Origin of the sequence: Nonomuraea sp. NPDC050328 (assembly GCF_044459405.1) — a bacterium.
Classification (GTDB): domain Bacteria; phylum Actinomycetota; class Actinomycetes; order Streptosporangiales; family Streptosporangiaceae; genus Nonomuraea.
Genome location: NZ_JBITIW010000001.1, coordinates 197,561 through 216,749, shown reverse-complemented (window position 1 = coordinate 216,749; position 19,189 = coordinate 197,561). Strand labels below are relative to the sequence as shown.

Here is a 19,189-nt window from a genome sequence, read left to right as displayed (position 1 = left end):
ACCGCACCGGCCGCGGCAGCTCGGCGGCCGGGCGTGGTGTCCACGCAGAAAGCGTTCGCATGCACCCCAACATCCTGGTGATCTTCACCGACCAGTGGCGTGGCGACTGCCTGTCCATCGAGGGCCACCCGGTGGTCGAGACCCCCTTCCTCGACCGCTGGGCCTCCGGCGCCCGCCGCTTCACCCGCGCCTACTCGGCCAACCCGACCTGCGTGCCCGCGCGCGCCTCCCTGATGACCGGGCAGCGCGCCGAGACGCACGGGCGCGTCGGCTACCGCGACGGCGTGGCGTGGGAGTACGACACCACGCTGGCCGGGGAGTTCACCAAGGCCGGGTACCGCACCCACGCGATCGGCAAGATGCACGTCTACCCCGAGCGGCACCCGCTCGGGTTCGAGAGCGTGGAGCTGCACGACGGCTACCTGCACCACGCCCGGCGCAACGCGGCCGACCTGGCCGAGATCGACGACTACGTGCCCTGGCTGCGGCAGGTGAGCGGCCGGGCCGACGCCGACTACGCCGAGCACGGCGTCGACTGCAACAGCACGGTCGCCCGGCCCTGGCCCGGCCCGGAATGGCAGCACCCGACCAACTGGACCACCCAGCGGGCGGTCGAGTTCCTCCGGACGCGGGAGCGGGACCGGCCGTTCTTCCTGTTCGCCTCCTACCACCGGCCGCACCCGCCCTACGACCCGCCCGCCTGGGCCTTCGAGCAGTACCTCGCCAAGGAGATGCCCGCGCCGCCGGTCGGGGAGTGGAGCCGGACGGTGTGGGGCCGGGCGGGCAACCCGCACGATCCGGCCTCGCCCTACCTCGAACTCCCGCCCGGCCGCCTGCACCGGACCCGGGCCGGCTACTACGGGCACATGACGCACATCGACCACCAGGTCAACCGGCTCCTGGAGGTCGCGCTGGAGGAGGGCGCGGACGACACCGTCGTGCTGTTCGCCTCCGACCACGGCGAGCTGATGGGCGACCACCACCTGTTCCGCAAGTCGCTGCCCTACGAGGGGTCGGCCCGGATCCCGTTCATCCTGGGCGGGCCGGGCATCGAGCCGGGGGTGGACCGCCGGCTGACCGAGCTGCGGGACGTCATGCCGACGCTGCTGGAGGCGGCCGGACTGCCCGTGCCCGCCTCGGTCGAGGGGCGCAGCGTGCTGAGCGGGCCGGAGCGGGAGCTGCTGCACGGCGAGCACGTGGAGCACGTCATGGCCGAGGCGGGCAACGTGCACTGGCTCACCGACGGGCGGCGCAAGTACGTCTGGCGCAGCTCCGACGGGCTGGAGCAGCTCTTCGACCTGGAGCGCGACCCGTACGAGCTCGACGACCAGGCCGGGGACCCGGCGCCCTGGCGGGCCAGGCTCGCCGGGCGGCTCACCGGCCGCCCCGAGGGCTTCGTCCGCGACGGCGAACTGGTCCCCGGCCGCCCGGTCACCCCCGTCCTGCCCCGGGGCTGGCGTCCGTGAAGCCCTGCGCGGGGCCGGCGTCCTCGACTCGCTCGGTACGGCCGGCGCCGACCAGTGCGAGCGCGAGGACGAACAGGGGCAGCGCGGCCCAGGGCAGGGCGGCCGCGCCGGGCCCGGCCAGCACGAGGCCGCCGAGGAGCGAGCCGAGCGCGATGCCGAGGTTGTAGACGGTCGCCTGCATGGCCGTCGCGACCTCCGCCCCGCCCGGCCCGCTCGACGCGACGAGCGAGGTCTGCAGGGCGGTCGGCGCCCCGCCGAACGCGCACCCCCAGACCGCCACCGCCGCCAGCAGGGCGAGCGCCCCGCCGCCGAGCAGCCCGAGCACGGCCATGGCCAGGCCCAGCCCCGCCAGGCAGCCGAGCAGCACCGCCCGCGGTCCGCCCAGGCCGGGCCGGTCGCTCACCAGCCCCGCCAGCCAGATCCCGACCGGCGTCGCCGCCCCGAACACCAGCAGCGCCACCCCGGCATGCGGCAGCCCGGCGCGGGCCGACAGCGGGGCGAGGTAGGTGTAGACCGCCTGGTGGCCGAGGAGCACCACGAGCGTGGTGGCCAGCACGACCCGCACGCCGGGCAGGGCGGCGACCCGCCGCACCGGCATCCGCCGCGCGGCCGGCTCGCCGGGGAAGGGCGGGACGCTTCGCCGTACCCACAGCAGGAGAAGCACGGCCACGACGGACAGGGCCGCGAAGGCGGCCCGCCAGCCCACCGCCGAGGCCAGCGCAGCGCCGAGCGGCAGGCCCACGGACATCGCGACGGTGATCCCGGCCAGCACGAGGGCGATCGCCCGCCCGCGCCACTCCTCGGGCACCATCCGCGCGGCGTAACCGGCCAGCATCGACCACATCACCCCGTCGGCCACCCCGGCCAGCACCCGCGAGCCCAGCGTGAGCACGAACCCGGACGACAGCGCGCTCACCGCGTTGAACGCGGCGAACGCGGTGATCGCCGCCATCAGGACGGTACGGCGCGGCAACCCGCGCAACGCGGCGGTCAGCGGGATCGCCGCCACGGCCGAGGCCAGGGCGTACCCGGTGACCAGCAGCCCGGCCCGGGCCTGCGGCACGCCGAGCGCGCCCGACAGCTCGGGCAGCAGCCCGGCGGGCAGCAGCTTGGTCAGCACCGCGGCGAAAGCCGCCGTGAACAGGGCCAGCAGGCCGGAGAGTCGCGGCATGCGACAATGGTCAAACCTTCACATCAATGTGAAGGCAAATGCCGTGGAGGGGGACATGAGGATCGGGGAGCTCGCCCGGCGCACCGGAGTGCCCACCCGGATGCTCCGCTACTACGAGGAGCAGGACCTGCTCCACCCCGAGCGGGCCGGCAACGGCTACCGCAGCTACGACGAGGAGTCGGTCGATCGGGTGCGGCAGATCCGCGGCCTGCTCGACGCCGGCCTGACCACCGAGATCATCCGCCGCATCCTGCCCTTCCTGCACCAGCCCGGCCAGGTCGTCCTGCACCGCGACTGCCTGACCGCCGAGATGGCCGCGCAACTGCGGGGCGAGGCCGAGCGGATCCAGGCGCGCATCGACTGCCTCAGCCGCAACCGCGACGCGATCCACGCCTACCTGCGGGCGGTCGAGGCGTGAGTTTGGCGGAGTCGCCCTCCCGGCCCGGGTGACCGCTCTACCATCGGGGGCGTGTTCCGCGACCTCAGGCCTGGCGACGGGACCTACAACCCGGTGGTGGCCGACGGGGTGCGCTGGCGCGACTACGAGCTGGCCGCCGATCAGGCCGCAGAACAGGCCACCGATCAGGCCGCCGAGGCGACCGCCGGGCGCGAGGACGGCGACTGGTTCGACCGGGCCGATCGCCCGCCCAGGCTGACCGACTGCCGGCCGTACGGTGTGGCGGGCGGGCTGGCCAGGCCGGACCCGCAGGCCGAGCGGGACCTCGCGGAAGCGGTGCCGGACGGCGTGCGCTTCCCCGACCCGCGCGGGACGTGGATCCGGCTGATCAACGCCGAGGGCCCGGCCGGGGACCCCTTCCGGGCCGGCAACGCGGCCGACTGCGCGCTCGCAGTGGTCTCCACCTGGCACGGGGAGCCGGCGGTCGCCGCGCCTCGGCAGCCGGAGTACGACCGGATCGGGCGGCCCCTGCTCACCGGCGAGGCGGGCGCGGCCGAGCGGATGGCGCGCTGGCTCGGCGTGCCGGTGGCCGTGGCGGGGGAGGGCCGCGAGACCTACCCGCACATCGTGCGGCGGCTGATCGCCGCCGGGCATGGCGCGGCAGCGGTGCTGATCGGGCGCTGGGCGACCGGCGGGACGCACGCCTGGAACGCGGTCAACCACCACGGCGAGGTGATCTGGATCGACGCGCAACGCGGGCACATGGCCGTCGAGGCGCCCTATCCGGCGGTGGCCGAGGTGTTCTGCGCGGTGCTCGACCGTGGCGGGCGGCCGGCATGAGGCTCGACCAGGCCCGGGCGGTGGCCGAGGAGTACTTCAACGGCGTGCGGCGGGAGCGGCTCGGCATCGGCGTGCACGCCTTTCCCGGGGGGTACGTGGCCTGGGCGCGGCAGGAGGAGGCGCCCGGGACGGTCGGCGGCGGGTGCATCGTGATCGACGGGCAGACCGGGGAGGTGGCGGTCCGCCCGCTGCTGGACCCCGAGTCGGTCGCCGCCCTCTGGCCCGGCCCGACGCACCGCTGATCTCGCGGTGCGCCGGGAATCCCCTCGTGGGATGGGTCAGCCGGACGCCAGGGCGCCGACGACGGAGGTGCGGGCGGCGCGGCGGGCGGGCAGCAGCGAGGCGATCACCCCGGCCAGCCCGGCCCCCAGCACCAGCACTCCCACCTGCGCGTACGGCAGGACGAACACGGTGTCCTCCAGCAGCGACCGGATCGCCAGCCAGCCGAACCCGACCCCCAGCAGCACCCCCACCAGCGCCCCGACCAGCCCGAGCACCAGCGCCTCGATCGACAGCATGTTCCGTAGCTGCGGCCGGGTCAGCCCCAACGCCCGCAGCAGCGCCGACTCACGGGTGCGCTCGTGCACCGACAGCGAGAGCGTGTTCGCGATGCCGACCAGCGAGATCAGCACCGCCAGCCCGAGCAGCCCGGTGATGATCATCAGTGCCATGTCGAGGGCGTCCTCGAACTCGCCGCGCATCTCGGTGGTGCTCAGCACCTTGACCACCGGGTAGGCCTCGACCGCCGCATCGACGACCTTGCGAGCCTCGTCCCGGTTGGTGGCCGCCCGGTTCTTGACGTACACCTGCTGGTCGCCGACCTTGCCGAAGTGCCGGTCGAAGGCGTCGGGAGGCAGCGTGACGCCGGACAACGGAGCCTCGTCCTTGAGCACGCCGACCACCTTGAGCGGGACGGTCCGGCCCTTGGCCGCCTTGACCTCGACCGTGCTGCCGACCTTGAGCCCGTGCGACTCGGCCAGGTAGCCCGGCACGAGCGCGGTGTCGCCCTTGAGCGCGCCCAGCGAGCCGGAGGCGAGCGGCGGGTCGAGCGGGCCGTCGAAGCTGCCGGCGAAGATCCGCTGGCCGCCCAGCCGGCTGTCCACCTCGCGGACCCGCACGACCGCCTCGAACTCCGCCCGCCCGCTCAGCGCGTCGCCGACGGCACGCGGGATCGGCTGCTCGGCCGACTGCGAGCTCAGCACGTAGTCGGCGGGGAACTGCTGATCGAGCTCGGCGCCGATGGAGGCCCGCGAGGAGGCGGTGATCACCGAGATCAGCGTCATCAGGGTGACGCCGACGGTCAGCGCGATCGTGGTGGTCGCGGCCCGGCGCGGATTGCGCGCGGAGTTGTTCACCGCGAGCCGGCCCGGCACCCCGAACAGCTTGCGCGGCACCCAGCCGACCAGCGAGCTGAGCGGCTTGACCAGCGTGGGACCGAGCACCAGCACCGCGAGGAAGAGCAACGCGCACCCGGCCATGGCGGTGAAGAGCGTCGCCTGGTCGCCCCGCTTCATGGTGAGGGTGAACGCGACCAGCCCGCCGCCGCCGAGCAGCAGCACACCGGCCAGGATCGCGCGCAGCACCCCGGCGCGGAAGGTCTGCTCCTCGGCCTGGGTGCGCAGCGCCGCGATGGGCGGCACCCGGGTGGCCGCGCGCGCCGGCAGCAGGGCCGCCACGACGGTGACGACCAGGCCGATGGCCAAGCTGATGCCGATCGTCGCGGGGGCCAGGGTAGCCGCCGCGCCGGTGGGCAGCGGGGCGTCCACGGCCTGCAGGATCGCCATGGCGAGCGCGCCGAGCCCGTAGCCGGCGGCCAGGCCGAGCACCGAGGAGAGCAGCCCGACCACGACCGACTCCAGGAGCACCGAGCCGAACACCTGCCCCCGCGTGGCGCCCATGCAGCGCAGCAGCGCCATCTCGCGGGTGCGCTGCGCGATGAGGATGGTGAAGGTGTTGTAGATGACCAGCGCGGCCACGAACATCGCGATCACGCCGAACAGCAGCAGGGCCATGCCGAGTTCCTCGGTGCCCATGCCGGACTTCTTGGCCAGGTCGCTGGCCAGCTCGGCGCTGGTCTGGGCGGTGAAGCCCTCGGCCACGACGGCCCGCTTGAGCTGCTCGGCCGGGACGGTGCCGGCCAGGTCGATCTCGTAGAAGGTCTTCACCCCGGACAGCGCCTGGGCGGTGGGCAGGGTGAAGCCGACGCCGCCGTAGAAGCTGAGGTCGCGGTCGATGCCCGGGTCGAAGATCCCGACCAGCTCGAACTCGTGCCGCGCCTGCTTGCGGTCCAGGACGGTGATGGTGTCGCCGACCTTGAAACCCTGCGCGCGGGCGGTGTTCTCGTCGAGCACGGCCTGGCTGTCGCCGTTCGGGTAGCCGCCGCCGACCAGGGTGGTGCGGTTGAGCTTGCCGGCGGTCACCGAGATCGCCTGCGCCGGGTAGTCCCCGGCGGCGCGGCCGTTCTTGCCCAGCAGGATGACCTCGCCGCGGAGCAGGCCCTGGGCCTCGTCCACGCCGGGCACGGCCCTGAGCTTGTCCAGGTCCCGGGCGGTGAGTCCCGCCTCCCGCTCGGGGTCCTGGCTCTTGGGCGGCAGGACGGCGACGGTCACCTTGTCGGCCGAGGCGGTGACCTTCTGCGTGAAGCCCGCCTCCAGCGTGTCGGTGAGCACGAAGGTGCCGGCGATGAAGCCCACGCCGAGCGCGATGGCCAGGGAGGTCAGCAGCAGGCGCAGCTTGTGCGCCCGGAGCCCGGCCAGGGTGGTGCGCAGCACGGCTCAGGCCTCCAGCTTCATCAGGGTGTCGAGCACGGCCTGCGGGGTGGGCTGGAAGATCTCGGTGACCAGCGAGCCGTCGCGCAGGAAGACGACGCGGTCGGCGTAGGCGGCGGCCACCGGGTCGTGCGTCACCATCACGATGGTCTGGCCCAGCTCGCGGACGCTGGTGCGCAGGAACGACAGCACCTCGGCGCCGCTGCGCGAGTCGAGGTTGCCGGTCGGCTCGTCGGCGAAGATCACCTGCGGCTTGCTGATCAGCGCCCGGGCGACGGCCACGCGCTGCTGCTGGCCGCCGGACAGCTCGCTCGGCTTGTGCGCCAGCCGGTCGCTCAGCCCCACGGTCTCCACGACCCGGTCGAACAGGAGCTGGTCGGCCTGGCGGCCGGCGATCTCCAGCGGCAGCCGGATGTTCTGCTCGGCGCTCAGCGTGGGCAGCAGGTTGAAGGCCTGGAAGATGAAGCCGATGCGGTCGCGGCGCAGCAGCGTGAGCTGCTTGTCGCTCAGCCCGGTCAGCTCGACGTCGCCGATGTGCACCGTCCCGGCGCTCACCGTGTCGAGGCCGGCCAGGCAGTGCATCAGCGTGGACTTGCCCGAGCCGGACGGACCCATGATCGCGGTGAAGGCGCCGGTGGCGAAGCCCACGTCGACGCCGCGCAGCGCGTGGACCTCGGCGTCGCCCTTGCCGTACACCTTGCGCACGCCCCTGGCCAGGACGGCGGGCGGGGCTTGGGTCTGAGTGAGCGTCATCGATACTCCTGGATAGCGAAAAACCAACGAAACCCAAGCTAGGGGCGGATATTTCGCGATCCGTGGGACCTGAGGAGGGACTTGTGGTCAGACTGGCGACTACCCGGGTCAGCCATTCGGCCGATGCCGCGGGGTGATCAGCCCGTTCTCGTAGGCGTACACCACGACCTGGGCCCGGTCGCGCAGGCCCAGCTTGTTGAGGATGCGGCCCAGATGCGTCTTGACCGTCGCCTCGGCCACGGTGAGGCCGCGCGCGATCTCCTGATTGGACAGCCCGCGCGCCACCTGCAGCAACACCTCGTGCTCGCGGGCGGTCAGCTCCTCCACCTCGCGCGGTGTGGCGTCGGGCAGGGCCGAGGCGAACTGGCCCAGCATGCGGCCGAGCGTCGTCGGCGCCACGACCGCGTCACCGGCGTGCACCGTGCGGATCGCGGCCACCAGCTCGTCCGGCGGCACGTCCTTGAGCAGGAAGCCCGAGGCCCCGGCCCGGACCGCGGCGAAGGCGTACTCGTCCAGGTCGAACGTGGTCAGGATGAGCACCTTGGGGCCGCCGGGCCGGGCGGAGATGTGCCGGGTCGCCTCCACCCCGTCCATGCGCGGCATGCGCACGTCCATCAGCACCACGTCCACCTCGGTGCGGTCGAGCACCTCCAGCGCCTCCATGCCGTCGCCCGCCTCGGCGGCCACCCGGATGTCCGGTTGGGCGCCCAGCACCATGGCGAAGCCCATGCGCAGCAGTGACTGGTCGTCGACCAGCAGGACCCGGATCACGCCGCCCTCACCGCGGGCACCGGCAGCCGGGCCGCGACCTCGTAGCCGCCGCCGGCTCGGGGGCCGGTGGTGACGGCTCCGCCGTACATGCCGGCTCGTTCGCGCATGCCGACCAGCCCGTGCCCGCCGGGCGCGGGGCGCGCGGCGGCGCCGCGGCCGTTGTCGGTCACCCGCAGCAGCAGCTCGGGGCCGGTGTAGTCGAGTTCGACCACCGCGCTGACGCCGGGGCCGCCGTGCTTGAGCGCGTTGGTCAGCGCCTCCTGGACGATCCGGTAGACGGTGAGCTGCTCGCCCTCCGGGAGCTCGGCGGGCGCGCCGCTCACCCGCAACTCCACCGGCAGCCCCGCGCCCCTGACCAGGTCGTCGAGCTGCGCCAGGCCGGGCTGGGGCAGGTAGTCGGGGCCGCTCTCGTCCTGTCTCAGCACGCCGACCAGCCGCCGCATCTCGGCGAGCGCGTCGCGCCCGGTCTTGGAGATCGTCCGTACGGCTCGCCGCGCCAGCTCAGGGTCGGAGTCGAGCGCGTACGCCGCCCCGTCGGCCTGCACGACGATCACGCTCACGTTGTGCGCGACCACGTCGTGCAGCTCGCGGGCGATCCGGGTCCGCTCGGCCGCCGCGGCCATCTTGGCCCGCTGGTCGCGCTCGCGCTCGGCGCGCTCGGCCCGCTCCTCCAGGCCCTCCACGTAGCGGCGGCGGGTGCGGCTGTAGAGCCCGGCCAGGAAGACGGTCCCGCCGAAGATGGAGAAGGAGAAGAAGGTGCTGAGCGAGAGGTTCTCCCACCGGCTCAGCGCCAGCACCACGCCCAGCTCGGCCACCAGCGCGCCGGCCAGCGCCCAGCCGAACCGCTCGCGCACGGACAGCGCGTACAACGCGACCAGGACGGCGAAGTCGGCCGGCATCAGCTCGACGTCGGCCAGCCACTGGCCGAAGCACAGCAGCGCGATCACCGCGAACACCGTCTTGGGCCGGTCGCTCCGCCACAGCAGCGGCAGCAGCAGCGTCACCGACAACAGCGTGTACCCCACCGGCCCCAAGTAGGTCCCGTGCGACACGCTGGCGCCGATCGCGGCGTACGGCACGCTGTACCACGCGCACACCAGAGCCAGCGGCGCGACCCTCAGGGCGTCGAGCAGCCGGCCATGCCGTCTCGACCACGCGCGTACCTTGCCGAACACATCCACACCCTACGAAGCGGAACGACCGCTTTGGTCAGTCTTCAGGGGGAGGTGTGGCTACGACCCTGGTCTTACGCCAGCCTTACTCCCCGTGCGGCAGGATCCTCCGGTAAGGGGAGTGAGTAAGGGGAGATCGTGACAGCAGATCATGATCGAGGCGTCGGGCCGCGTGGCGAAGAGGAAGCGTCACGCGGCCCGATTCCGTTGACGCCCGGCCCGGCCGAACCGGCCGGCGCCGAGACCACCGCGCCACCGCCGCCTGAGGCGAGCCCGCGGGAGGGTGCGACCGACCGGCTCATCCCGTACGGCACCTACGCCGAGAGCCCTGCCGACGCCTACCCCACCGCGCCCCTCGGCGCGGTACCGCCGCAGCGCGGCGAGCTGCGGGGGTTCCTGCGCAACCGCTACACCCAGATCATCGGCGCCGCCCTGGCGGGCGTGGCGGCGGGCGTCGTCATCGGCGGGCTGGCGGACGGCTCCGACCGGCACCGCGGCCCCGTCTGGGGTCACCACCCGGGCCATTCCGAGGAGTTCCCGGGCGCCTTCCGGATCGAAGTGCCCGACCGCGACGTCTTCCGGGTGCTCCCACCGGACCCCGACGCGCCCCAGGGCGTGCCCGACCCGGCCGCTCCGGAGCCGGGCGACTGAGTGCGGGCGGGGGGATTCGAACCCCCACGGTTCTCACCACCAGAACCTAAATCTGGCGCGTCTGCCATTTCGCCACGCCCGCCGGGCAGCGTGAGGACAGCCTAGCGGGTCCGTCCGCCGGTGGCACCGCCCCGGCCAGGGGCGGAGACGGTGCTCAGCGGCCGCTTCAGCCCAGGCCCAGCTTCTTCTTCAGCGAGGCGACGTGCCCCGTGGCCTTCACGTTGTAGAGCGGGAGCTCGACCTTGCCGTCGGCGTCGATGACGAAGGTGGAGCGGATCACGCCCTCGACCTCCTTGCCGTACAGCTTCTTGAGCCCGAACGCCCCGTACGCCTTGTGGACCTCCAGCGAGGGGTCGGACAGCAGCGGGAAGGTGAGGGCGTCGCGCTCCACGAACTTGGCGAGCTTGGCCGGGGTGTCCTTGGACACGCCGAGCACGACGTAGCCGTCCGCGGTGAGCTGCGCGAGGTTGTCGCGGAAGTCGCAGGCCTGCTTGGTGCACCCGGGCGTCATCGCGGCGGGGTAGAAGTAGAGGATGACGCGCTTGCCGCGGAAGGCGTCGAGCGAGACGGTGCTCCCGTCGGCCGCCGGCAGGGTGAAGTCGGGCGCGGCGTCGCCCGGTTCGAGTCTGGAGTCGGTCATGTGGTTAACCTACCTGTGACGACCTGACAGACTGATCACCTTGGGCTGGAGGAGGAGAGCCATGGCTGAGACCGACCCTGACGAGCTGGAGCGGCGGATCGCGCGGACTCGGGCGGATCTGGCGCGAACCGTCGACGCCATCGCCGACCGGGTGAGCCCGAAGCGGGTCGCCGAGCGGAGCGTGGCGGAGTTGAAGGGCCGGGCCAACCATCTGGTGGCCTCGGTGGGCGACTCGCTGGGCGTGCGGCCGCGGCCGGCGAGCGACGACCCCGACCGGCTCTGGGACGACGAGCAGCCGAACGTCGGGCCGCTGCTGATCGGGGTGGGCGCGGTGCTGGTGGTGGGGGCGGCGATCATGCTGCTCCGCCGGCGTCGCAAGCGTGGCTGAGCTCCACTTTCTCCGCTAGATCAAGAAATGTCGCCGCTTTGCCCTAATCTCCCGGATTACAGGAGCTGATCGGGAGAAAAGCGGACATGACATATCTTGAGCTGTCGGAAGACGGCGGGAGCTCGCACAAGTTCTACGAGGTGCGCGTCGACGGCACCCAGGTCACCATCACCTACGGGCGGATCGGGGAAGCCGGGCAGACCAAGGTCACCCAGTTCGCCACGCCCGACAAGGCCCAGGCCGCCGCGGACAAGAAGCTCGGCGAGAAGCTACGCAAGGGCTACGCGCCGGCCGTCCGCGGCCAGCGCCAGCGCCGCGCGGTCACCCGCCGCGAGATCGTCAGCACCCGGTCGACGGCCCACCAGGCCCCGGTGCTGTGGCGCTTCCGCAGCGGCGACGCGGCCTTCGGCATCTTCGTCGACGCCGAGCGCGCCTGGGTCGGCAACCAGCGCGGCGACGTCTACACCGTCACCCACGGCGGCGAGGTCACCGGCCGCTTCCGGCTGCCGGACGGGGTCAAGTGCATCGTCGCCGACGACTTCTGGATCTACGCCGGCTGCGACGACGGCAAGGTCTACGACCTCAGCGGCAAGATCCCGCGGGTGGCCTACGAGATCGCCCAGGACGTGGACATCTACTGGCTGGACATCCGCGACGGCGTCCTCGGCGTCTCCGACCGGGCCGGCCGGGTGACCACGATCGACTACGAGGACGAGTTCCAGTGGGCGCGCAAGGGCCAGGGCGACGCGGCCTGGATGGTCCGGTGCGACACCGACGCCGTCTACCACGGCCACTCGCGCGGCGTGGCGCGTTACGACGCCGGTGACGGCACGCCGATCTGGCAGACCTCGGTGGGCGGGTCGGTGCTGTTCGGCTGGCAGGAGGCGACCAGCGTCTACGCCGGGACGTCGAGCAACACCGTGCACCGGCTGAGCAAGGACGACGGGCGGATCGAGGCCGTCTACCGCTGCGACGCGGCGGTCTTCTCCTGCGCGACCGCGCCCGACGGACGGTACGTCTTCGCCGGGGACAGCCACTCCTCGGTGTACTGCTTCGCCGCCTCCGGCGAGCGGCTGTGGAAGCTCGGCACGGGCTGCGGGTCGGCGTACTCGATGCAGTTCCTGGACGACCGGCTCTACATCGTCACCACCGACGGTTCGCTGGCCTGCATCGACGCCAGCGAGGCGGCGGTCAGCGCGGCCCGGGAGGGCACGGTGCCGAAGCCGGTGGACGTCAAGGTCGCCGCCAGCCTCACCGTGGTCGAGCCGTCGGCCGTGCTGGAGAGCGTCGCCACCCCGGGCGACGGCGTGCTCGTGGAGTGCGTGAACGAGGGCGGGCGGCTGCGGGTGCGCGTGCTCAGCCCCGGCTACGAGCGGTGGAACGTGCAGTTCCCGCAGCAGATCCGCGAGCCCGGGGCGAGGTACGTGGTCGAGTCCGTGCGGCCCTCGGCCCGGGGCGGCTTCTACCGGGCGCACGGCGAGATCCGCCGCCTCCTCTGAGCGGCGGGCGATCTTCAGAGGAAGGTCTTGCCCTCGCCGCGGTAGGTGGGCACCCGGTCCACCACCTCGTCCCCGTCCACCACGTGCAGCGTGTCGAAGCGCTCGCACAACTCGCCCGACTTGGCGTGCCGGAACCACACCCGGTCGCCGAGCGACAGGTCCTGGGCCGCCTGCCCGAGCAACGGCGTCTGCACCTCTCCCGCGCCCTCGTCGCCGGAGAAGCGCAGCCCCGCGGGCAGGTACGGCTGGGGCAGCCGGTCGGGTCCCGGCGAGCCGGAGGCGATGTACCCGCCGCCGAGCACGGTGACGCAGTCGGGGGAGGGCCGGCGCACCACCGGCAGGGCGAACAGCGCGGCCGGCCGGCCGGAGAAGCCGCGGTAGTTGTCGAACAGCCGGGGATGGAACAGCCCCGACCCGGCGGCGACCTCGGTGATCGCCTTCTCGCGTACGGTGACCTCCACCGAGCCGGTGCCGCCGCCGTTGACGAACTCCAGGTCGGCGTAGGCGCGCACCGCGTTGACGATCCGGCCGCGCCGGACGATCAGCTCGCGGGCCGACTGGCTCTTCATCACCCGGACCACCCGGTTCCAGGCGCCGCCGCCCGGTACGGCGTCGCCGACGCCGGCGATCTGGGCCTCGTAGGCCAGCACCCCGACCAGCCGGAAGCCGGGCCGCTTGGCGATCTCGGCGGCCAGGTCGGCGGCCTCGTCGGGGTGGCGGACCGGCGAGCGCAGGGCCCCGGCTCGGAACTTGCCGCCGAAGGCGACGAAGCCGGCGTCCACGTCCAGGCAGAGGCGAAGGTCGTGGGTGAGGCCGATCCCGGCGAGGTGGTCGAGATGCTCGGCCGAGTCGATGGTCAGGGTGATCTCGCGGGCGGCCCGCGCGTCGGCGGTCAGGGCGGCGAGCGCCGCGCGGTCGGTCGTCGGGTAGGCGACCAGGACGTCGGTGAAGCCCTGCTCCACCAGCCAGAGCGCCTCGGGGAGGGTGAAGGCCATGATGCCGCGGAAGCCGTCCATCGACAGGACGCGTTCGAGGACGGCTCGCGAGCGGATGGACTTGCTGGCCACCCTGATCGGCTTACCGCCGGCGCGCCGTACCAGATCCGCCGCGTTCGCCTGCAGGGCGGCGAGATCGAGGATGGCGAAGGGGGGTTCGAGGGCCGCGGTGGCCCGGTCGTAGCGCTGACGGTCGTCCATGCTTGCAGCCTAATGACATAGGGGACAAATGAACATGAGTTGCATTCACGTCTGGTAATGATCCGGAAAACCGGCGGCGGGTGGACAGGCGCGGTGCTAAAGGCGGGTGTACCCCTGATCGATGTGATGACCCCGCTCCAGGAAAGACTTCCCGCGCTCGCCCCGGCCGACAGCCCGCGTCGCCGGTCGGCCCGGGTGCTGCGACCCGCACGAACTCCGGCCGGGGTGAGCGTGGCCCTCGCCCTCACCGCCGCGCTCGGGCTGACCGCCGCCGAGGTGGTCTCCGGGATGCTCGGCCGGCCGCTCGGCTGGGTGCCGATCAACGAAGCCGTGGCCATGGGCGGCACCCACACCTGGGCCGACCTGCAGTTGGTCGCGATCGGGCTGGCGGCGGCCGGGACGGTGTTCGTGCTGCTGGCCGTACTGCCGGGCAGGGCCAGGCTGGTGGCCCTGGAGACCAGCGATCCGCTGATCGTCATCGGGATCACGCGCTCGGGGCTGCGCCGTACGCTCCGGGCGGTCGCGCAGCAGGTCGAGGGGGTCGGGCGGGCCAGGGTGCGGCTGCGGCGCGGCACCATCGAGGTCGTCGTGCTCACCCGCGCGGAGGCTCCGGGATCGATGTTGCGGCAGGTCGGCAGCGCCGTCGGCGACCGGCTGACCGCCCTCGGCGCCCTGGGCGGCGGCGAGGTCGTCGTCCGGCTCCGCAGGAGGGGCCTGTGACGGGCGGGGAGTGGTCGGACCGGATGGTGGGGGAGCTGTGATGCGGCAGTACGGCGGTAACCGGGTCGGGCTCGCGGTCTTCGGCGGGGTGTTGCTCGCGCTGGGCGGTTACGCCTGGTTGCGCGGGACCGAGCTGTCGCCCAAGGCGCGCATCCTGCCCGACCGCACCGTCGAGGCGGTCGCGGCGCACTCGTGGGCGGTGTGGGCGGCGGCCCTGCTCCTGGTCGTGCTCACCCTGGTCACCCTCCGCTGGCTCGTGCTCGCCCTGGGCTGGGGCAGGTACGGCCAGCAGACGGGCACCGGGAGCGCGATGTTGTGCGTCGGGCTGAAGGACGTCGAGGGCGTCACCAAGAGCAGCGTCCGGGTCGTCGGCGACTCCGAGCGGCTGCGCATCGCGCTGACCTGCCGTGAGAGCACCGACGTCGGCGCGGTCGCCGGGCGGCTCGACCGCGACCTGGTCGGCAAGATCCGCCGCGAGGTCAGCGACAACGACCTGGGCACCGTCGTGCGCCTGCACGTGCGCGGCTGACGAGACCCGGGCGGCGCGGAATCCGGGCGGCGCGGAACCCGGGCGGCGCGGAACCCGGGCGGCGCCCGGGTGCCGCGGACTGTCGGTGGCGGGTGCCATCATGGCCCGCATGAGCCACCGTCTCGGCGTCGTGCCGTCCTTCTTCGCCGTCGACCACCTCCCGCACGCCACCCTCCCCGAGGACGACGAGTGGATCGCGCTCGTCCGCGCCCCCGAGGGCCTGACCGTCGTGCGCGAGGCGTGGTCCGGCGAACGCTGGGTCGGCCTGTACGGCGGCGCCCCCGGCGGCCTGGCCGGACTGGTCGGCCCGCTCACCGACGCCGACATCCGGGTGTTCGTCGCCTCGACCTTCCACGGCGACCTGGTGCTCGTCCCCGAGCACCGCGCGAAGGAGGCCGTGCGGGTGCTGGAGGACGCCGGCCACCGCGTCGACGCCAAGCACCTGACCTGACGCCAAGAACCGGGCCCCGGCGCGACGGCCGGGGCCCGGTTCGCCGATCAGCTCACTTCTCGGGCCGAGCCCACACCGGCACGGCGGACAACGAGACCGTCTCGTGGGTGGAGCACTGGCAGTTCCCGCAACCAGGACGCATGATCCCTCCTCGCCATAGGGGAGAGGACATGTACCCGGCGGGCTCGGCCCCTACGCTCGCCGCGGTGCCAGACTTCCGGTCCCCAAGCCCGTCACTGGGTCAGCAGCCGCACGTACAGGTCCCAGAAGCGCTTGGTGTCCACCCCGAAGACGATGGTGGCCTTCTGCGTCCCGGCCGGGTTGTCCGGCCGGTCGAACTCGCCGAGGTTGTACCCGAGCGACCGCCCGTAGTTCGGGCCCATGCCGGCGTCGACGTCCACGTAGCGCTCCTCCGACCTGGTCACCAGCGACGGGTCGAGCCAGACCGCGGCCGCGATGGCGTCCCAGACCAGGGTCTCCTCGCCCTTCTGCAGGTCCTTGAACATCTTCTTGATCGGCGTCTCGCGCCCGGCGACGATCCGGTCGTACTCCTTGCGGGTGAACCTCACCTTGAGCGCCACGTCGTTGGGCACGATCGTCTGCTTCCTGAACGGCGTGCGGACCGCGATCTTCGCCGACTCGGGGTCGAACCACCAGTTGAACTCCGCGCCCGGGGTCACGTTGCCCGGCACGTCGAAGGCGCCCCCCATGTAGACGACCTCCTTGACCAGCGGCACGATCTCGGGGTGGGTGCGTACGGCCAGCGCGAGGTTGGTCGCCGGGCCGATCGCGAAGATCGTCACCTGGCCGGGGTTCCGTTTGACCTGGGCGGCGATCCACTCGGCGGCGGCGCCGGGGGTCGGGGCGGTCTTCGGGTAGCCGCCGTAGGGCTCCTTGGCGAGCTGGCGGTAGGAGGCGGGTCGGGGGTGCTCGAAGGCGCCGGTCCAGGGGGCCTTGCCGTACAGGTGGTCCTCGCCCTTGAGCGCGGCCAGCCGGCCGGGCATGAGCGGCTCGACGGCGCCCTGCACGACGGGGACGTTCTTGCGGCCGATGAGTTCGAGCTGGCGCAGGGTGTAGGCGGTGCCTTCCTCGGCCCAGGTGTTGCCCGCCACGATGGTGACGCCGAGCAGGTCCACGTCCTTGCGCGCGGCCAGCATGAACAGGGTGACGGCGTCGTCGTTGAGCTCGCCCATGTCCGCGTCGATGATCACCTTCTTGGCCGCCACGGTCTCGGTCGCGTTGGCGGCGGGGGTGGCGCTGAGCGGGGCGAGCGGGGCGAGGACGAGTAACGCGGCGGCGAACAGCCTCATGGCGAATCCCTTCAACTCGTGTAGATGAGGCACTGTGAGCCACGGATCGGCGGGCGCACAACAGCCGGAGCCGTTTCGTGATGGTCCCGAAATCTTGGGATAACGCCTTGGTAACGGCGGATCTACACGTGTTGCCAACGCCTCGCGCCGGTCGAATACTGCGTCATCAACACGAGTTGAAACGACCGAAGGACACCATCGCAGTGGTCACACGCCGTGACGTGGCACGCCTGGCCGGCACCTCCGAGGCCGTCGTCAGCTACGTGCTCAACAACGGGCCGCGCAACGTCGCCCCGCCCACCCGCGAACGGGTGCTGCGGGCGATCGACGAGCTGGGGTACCGGCCGAACGTCGTGGCCCGCTCGCTGCGCACCAGCCGGACCCACACCATCGGGCTCGTCGTCCCCGACAACGCCAACCCGTTCTTCGCCGAGCTGGCCCGCGAGATCGAGGACGTCGCCTTCGAGCACGGCCTGACCCTGCTGCTCGGCAACGCCATGGACGACGACGAGCGCGAGGCCGCCTACGTCCGCACCCTGATCGACCGCCAGGTGGACGGGCTGATCCTGATTCCCGCCCACGGCCCGCGCACCTGGCGGTCCCTGCTGGCCGCCTCCGCAGTGCCGTGCATCGTGCTCGACCGTGAGCTCGACGAGGTGCCCGCCAGCCACCTGCTCATCGACAACGAGGGCGGCGCCCACGCGGCCACCGTCCACCTGATCGAGCACGGCCGCCGCCAGGTCGGCTGCGTGGCCGGGCCGGTCGGCATCCACCCGACCGTCGACCGCGTCGCCGGCTGGGCGCGGGCGCTGACCGAGGCCGGGCTCGACCCGGCGGAGATGCCGCTGGCGCACGGCCCCTTCGGCCGCCGGCAGGGCTACCTCAGCGGGCGCGACCTGCTCTCCCGGCAGGACCGGCCGCACGCGCTCTTCGTCACCAGCGACGAGCAGGCGTTCGGCGTGATGCGCGCGGCGGCCGAGCTCGGCCTGACCGTGCCCGGCGACGTGGCCATCTGCTCCTTCGACGGCATCGCCGCCTCCTCCTACACGGTTCCCGCGCTCACCACGATGCGCCAGCCGCTGGAGCAGCTCGGCCGGCAGTCCGTGGAACTGCTGGTCGCGCAGATCAAGGACCAGTCGGCCGGCGAGCGGGTGATCCTGCCCGCCACGCTGATCCGGCGCGGCTCCTGCGGTTGCCCCGACCCGGTGGGCGGTGTCGACGATGAGTGAGCTCAGCCTGGTCGTCGTCGGCAGCCTCAACGTCGACCTGACCGTGCCCGTCACCCGGCTGCCGGCGCCCGGCGAGACCGTCGCCGGTCCTGGCGCGCACCGCGCCCCCGGCGGCAAGGGCGCCAACCAGGCGGTGGCCGCCGCCCGGCTCGGCGCCCGGGTGCGGCTGGTCGGCCGGGTGGGCGACGACGACTTCGGCCGCGAGGTGCTGGCCGCGGTCGCCGCCGAAGGGGTGGACGTCTCGGGCGTCACCACCGGCGGCGCGGCGACCGGGATGGCGCTGGTCGTGGTCGAGGAGGGCGGCGAGAACATGATCACCGTCGCCCGGGGCGCCAACGGGCTGCTCGACGCGGCAGGGCTCGACCTGTCCGGCGCGGACGCGCTGCTGCTGCAGCTCGAGATCCCGCTGGAGGTCTGCCTCGCGGCGGCGGTCCGGGCGAAGGCCGCCGGCATCCCGGTGATCCTGAACGCCGCGCCCTTCCGGCCCGGTCTCGAAGACCTGCTGCGTCACGTGGACCTGCTGATCGTGAACGAGAGCGAGGCCGTGGCGCTCGGCGGGGACACCGACCCGGCCGCCCTGCTCGCCCTCGGGCCCGGGACGGTGGTGATCACCCTCGGGGAGCGCGGGGCGGTCGCCACCGACGGCCACGAGCTGGTCCGCGTGCCGTCCTTCGGCGTCGAGGTGGTGGACGCGGTGGGCGCGGGAGACACCTTCTGCGCTCAGCTCGCCATCAGTTATACGTATAGACGACCGCTTCGCGAAGCCCTGACCAGGGCCTGCGCCGCGGGCGCGCTGGCCACGACCGGGCCCGGCGCGCAGTCGGCCATGCCCGCCGCCCGCCAAGTGGAAAGGCTGATGGCCGATGCGTCCTGACGGACTCTGGCACCCGCGGCTGCTGCAACTCATCGCGGCCATGGGCCACACCGACCTGATCGTGGTGGCCGACGCCGGCCTGCCGGTGCCGCCCGGCGTCGAGACGATCGACCTGCTCTGGCGGCGGGGCGAACCCGCCTTCCACCCGGTGCTCGACGCCATCAGCGCCGAACTCGTGGTGGAGCGCGCCTACGTCGCCCTCGAAGCGCCCGCCGCGTTCCTGCCCGACGCCGAGCGCATCCCGCACGAACACCTCAAACAGCTCACCGGCCGGGCCAGAGCCGTCGTCAGGACGGGCGAGGCGACGCCGTACTGCAACGTCGTCCTCCAGGCCGGCGTGCCCTTCTAGAAGGAGACACCTGAG

At 72.9% G+C, this 19,189-nt stretch carries 21 protein-coding genes and 1 tRNA gene; 13 read left to right on the top strand and 9 right to left on the bottom strand.

Going from position 1 to position 19,189, the window contains the following annotated elements; translation table 11 throughout:
- Positions 1 to 59: 59 nt before the first annotated feature.
- Positions 60 to 1,466 (top strand): arylsulfatase, encoded by a 1,407-nt coding sequence (locus tag ACIBG7_RS00960; protein ID WP_397334758.1) that lies wholly within the window; start codon positions 60 to 62, stop codon positions 1,464 to 1,466.
- Here ACIBG7_RS00960 and ACIBG7_RS00955 read toward each other — a convergent pair.
- Positions 1,432 to 2,637, bottom strand: coding sequence for an MFS transporter (locus ACIBG7_RS00955; protein ID WP_397334757.1), 1,206 nt, complete (start codon positions 2,635 to 2,637; stop codon positions 1,432 to 1,434). The two genes, ACIBG7_RS00960 and ACIBG7_RS00955, sit on opposite strands and share 35 nt — an antisense overlap.
- 55 nt (positions 2,638 to 2,692) lie before the next feature.
- Here ACIBG7_RS00955 and ACIBG7_RS00950 point away from each other — a divergent pair, with 55 nt between their 5' ends.
- From ACIBG7_RS00950 to ACIBG7_RS00940, 3 genes are read left to right on the top strand one after another with little or no spacing between them, the layout of a single operon-like run.
- The gene (locus tag ACIBG7_RS00950) at positions 2,693 to 3,055 is read left to right on the top strand and encodes a MerR family transcriptional regulator (protein WP_397334756.1); all 363 of its coding nucleotides are present in this window, start codon (positions 2,693 to 2,695) and stop codon (positions 3,053 to 3,055) included.
- A gap of 51 nt (positions 3,056 to 3,106) precedes the next feature.
- Positions 3,107 to 3,874, top strand: a complete 768-nt coding sequence (locus ACIBG7_RS00945) for a toxin glutamine deamidase domain-containing protein (RefSeq protein WP_397334755.1) — start codon at positions 3,107 to 3,109, stop codon at positions 3,872 to 3,874.
- Positions 3,871 to 4,116 carry a hypothetical protein gene (locus ACIBG7_RS00940; protein WP_357917808.1) on the top strand — a complete coding sequence of 82 codons (246 nt, stop codon included), beginning with the start codon at positions 3,871 to 3,873 and terminating at the stop codon, positions 4,114 to 4,116. The genes ACIBG7_RS00945 and ACIBG7_RS00940 overlap by 4 nt, the downstream gene beginning before the upstream one ends.
- Positions 4,117 to 4,152: 36 nt before the next feature.
- Here ACIBG7_RS00940 and ACIBG7_RS00935 read toward each other — a convergent pair whose 3' ends face one another.
- From ACIBG7_RS00935 to ACIBG7_RS00920, 4 genes are all read right to left on the bottom strand, one after another.
- Entirely contained in the window at positions 4,153 to 6,645 is a 2,493-nt protein-coding gene (locus ACIBG7_RS00935; protein ID WP_397334754.1) for an ABC transporter permease, read from the bottom strand.
- Between the two features lie 3 nt (positions 6,646 to 6,648).
- On the bottom strand, positions 6,649 to 7,395 hold the full coding sequence (locus tag ACIBG7_RS00930) for an ABC transporter ATP-binding protein (RefSeq protein WP_357917813.1): 747 nt from the start codon (positions 7,393 to 7,395) through the stop codon (positions 6,649 to 6,651).
- A 108-nt stretch (positions 7,396 to 7,503) separates the two neighbouring features.
- Complete coding sequence (locus ACIBG7_RS00925) at positions 7,504 to 8,166, bottom strand: response regulator transcription factor (protein WP_357917816.1); 663 nt, start codon at positions 8,164 to 8,166, stop codon at positions 7,504 to 7,506.
- Complete coding sequence (locus ACIBG7_RS00920; RefSeq protein ID WP_397334752.1) at positions 8,163 to 9,341, bottom strand: sensor histidine kinase; 1,179 nt, start codon at positions 9,339 to 9,341, stop codon at positions 8,163 to 8,165. Before ACIBG7_RS00920 ends, ACIBG7_RS00925 begins: the two co-directional genes overlap by 4 nt.
- A gap of 135 nt (positions 9,342 to 9,476) precedes the next feature.
- Between ACIBG7_RS00920 and ACIBG7_RS00915 the strand changes: the two genes are divergently transcribed.
- A complete protein-coding gene (locus ACIBG7_RS00915) occupies positions 9,477 to 9,989 on the top strand; it encodes a hypothetical protein (RefSeq protein ID WP_397334751.1) in 513 nt (170 codons plus the stop codon).
- Between the two features lies 1 nt (position 9,990).
- Here ACIBG7_RS00915 and ACIBG7_RS00910 read toward each other — a convergent pair.
- Positions 9,991 to 10,071 (bottom strand) — tRNA-Leu (locus ACIBG7_RS00910).
- Between the two features lie 84 nt (positions 10,072 to 10,155).
- On the bottom strand, positions 10,156 to 10,629 hold the full coding sequence (gene bcp / locus ACIBG7_RS00905; protein ID WP_357917825.1) for a thioredoxin-dependent thiol peroxidase: 474 nt from the start codon (positions 10,627 to 10,629) through the stop codon (positions 10,156 to 10,158).
- 61 nt (positions 10,630 to 10,690) lie between these two features.
- Here bcp and ACIBG7_RS00900 point away from each other — a divergent pair, with 61 nt between their 5' ends.
- Both ACIBG7_RS00900 and ACIBG7_RS00895 read left to right on the top strand, forming a co-directional pair.
- The gene (locus ACIBG7_RS00900) at positions 10,691 to 11,017 is read left to right on the top strand and encodes a DUF3618 domain-containing protein (RefSeq protein WP_357917828.1); all 327 of its coding nucleotides are present in this window, start codon (positions 10,691 to 10,693) and stop codon (positions 11,015 to 11,017) included.
- 86 nt (positions 11,018 to 11,103) lie between these two features.
- Positions 11,104 to 12,516, top strand: a complete 1,413-nt coding sequence (locus ACIBG7_RS00895; protein ID WP_357917831.1) for a WGR domain-containing protein — start codon at positions 11,104 to 11,106, stop codon at positions 12,514 to 12,516.
- A gap of 14 nt (positions 12,517 to 12,530) precedes the next feature.
- On the opposite strand, the gene ACIBG7_RS00890 is transcribed toward ACIBG7_RS00895, so the two are convergent.
- A complete protein-coding gene (locus ACIBG7_RS00890; RefSeq protein WP_397334750.1) occupies positions 12,531 to 13,712 on the bottom strand; it encodes an amino acid deaminase/aldolase in 1,182 nt (393 codons plus the stop codon).
- Positions 13,713 to 13,838: 126 nt separating this feature from the next.
- On the opposite strand from ACIBG7_RS00890, the gene ACIBG7_RS00885 reads away from it, so the two are divergent.
- The 3 genes from ACIBG7_RS00885 to ACIBG7_RS00875 all read left to right on the top strand — a co-directional run bounded on the left by ACIBG7_RS00885 (position 13,839) and on the right by ACIBG7_RS00875 (position 15,412).
- Entirely contained in the window at positions 13,839 to 14,432 is a 594-nt protein-coding gene (locus ACIBG7_RS00885; RefSeq protein ID WP_357917837.1) for a DUF6286 domain-containing protein, read from the top strand.
- Positions 14,433 to 14,472: 40 nt separating this feature from the next.
- Positions 14,473 to 14,961 (top strand): hypothetical protein, encoded by a 489-nt coding sequence (locus ACIBG7_RS00880; RefSeq protein ID WP_357917840.1) that lies wholly within the window; start codon positions 14,473 to 14,475, stop codon positions 14,959 to 14,961.
- Positions 14,962 to 15,070: 109 nt separating this feature from the next.
- Positions 15,071 to 15,412: an ACT domain-containing protein gene (locus tag ACIBG7_RS00875; RefSeq protein ID WP_397334749.1), complete on the top strand. Its 342-nt coding sequence runs from the start codon at positions 15,071 to 15,073 to the stop codon at positions 15,410 to 15,412.
- Positions 15,413 to 15,645: 233 nt separating this feature from the next.
- Here the strand turns inward: ACIBG7_RS00875 and ACIBG7_RS00870 are convergent, their stop codons facing one another.
- Positions 15,646 to 16,722 (bottom strand): nucleoside hydrolase, encoded by a 1,077-nt coding sequence (locus tag ACIBG7_RS00870; protein WP_397334748.1) that lies wholly within the window; start codon positions 16,720 to 16,722, stop codon positions 15,646 to 15,648.
- A gap of 203 nt (positions 16,723 to 16,925) precedes the next feature.
- Between ACIBG7_RS00870 and ACIBG7_RS00865 the strand changes: the two genes are divergently transcribed.
- The 3 genes from ACIBG7_RS00865 to ACIBG7_RS00855 are packed head-to-tail and all read left to right on the top strand — an operon-like array spanning position 16,926 to position 19,174.
- On the top strand, positions 16,926 to 17,951 hold the full coding sequence (locus ACIBG7_RS00865) for a LacI family DNA-binding transcriptional regulator (RefSeq protein ID WP_357917849.1): 1,026 nt from the start codon (positions 16,926 to 16,928) through the stop codon (positions 17,949 to 17,951).
- Entirely contained in the window at positions 17,944 to 18,825 is an 882-nt protein-coding gene (locus ACIBG7_RS00860) for a ribokinase (protein ID WP_397334747.1), read from the top strand. The genes ACIBG7_RS00865 and ACIBG7_RS00860 overlap by 8 nt, the downstream gene beginning before the upstream one ends.
- Complete coding sequence (locus tag ACIBG7_RS00855) at positions 18,815 to 19,174, top strand: RbsD/FucU domain-containing protein (RefSeq protein ID WP_357917855.1); 360 nt, start codon at positions 18,815 to 18,817, stop codon at positions 19,172 to 19,174. Before ACIBG7_RS00860 ends, ACIBG7_RS00855 begins: the two co-directional genes overlap by 11 nt.
- Positions 19,175 to 19,189 lie beyond the last annotated feature (15 nt).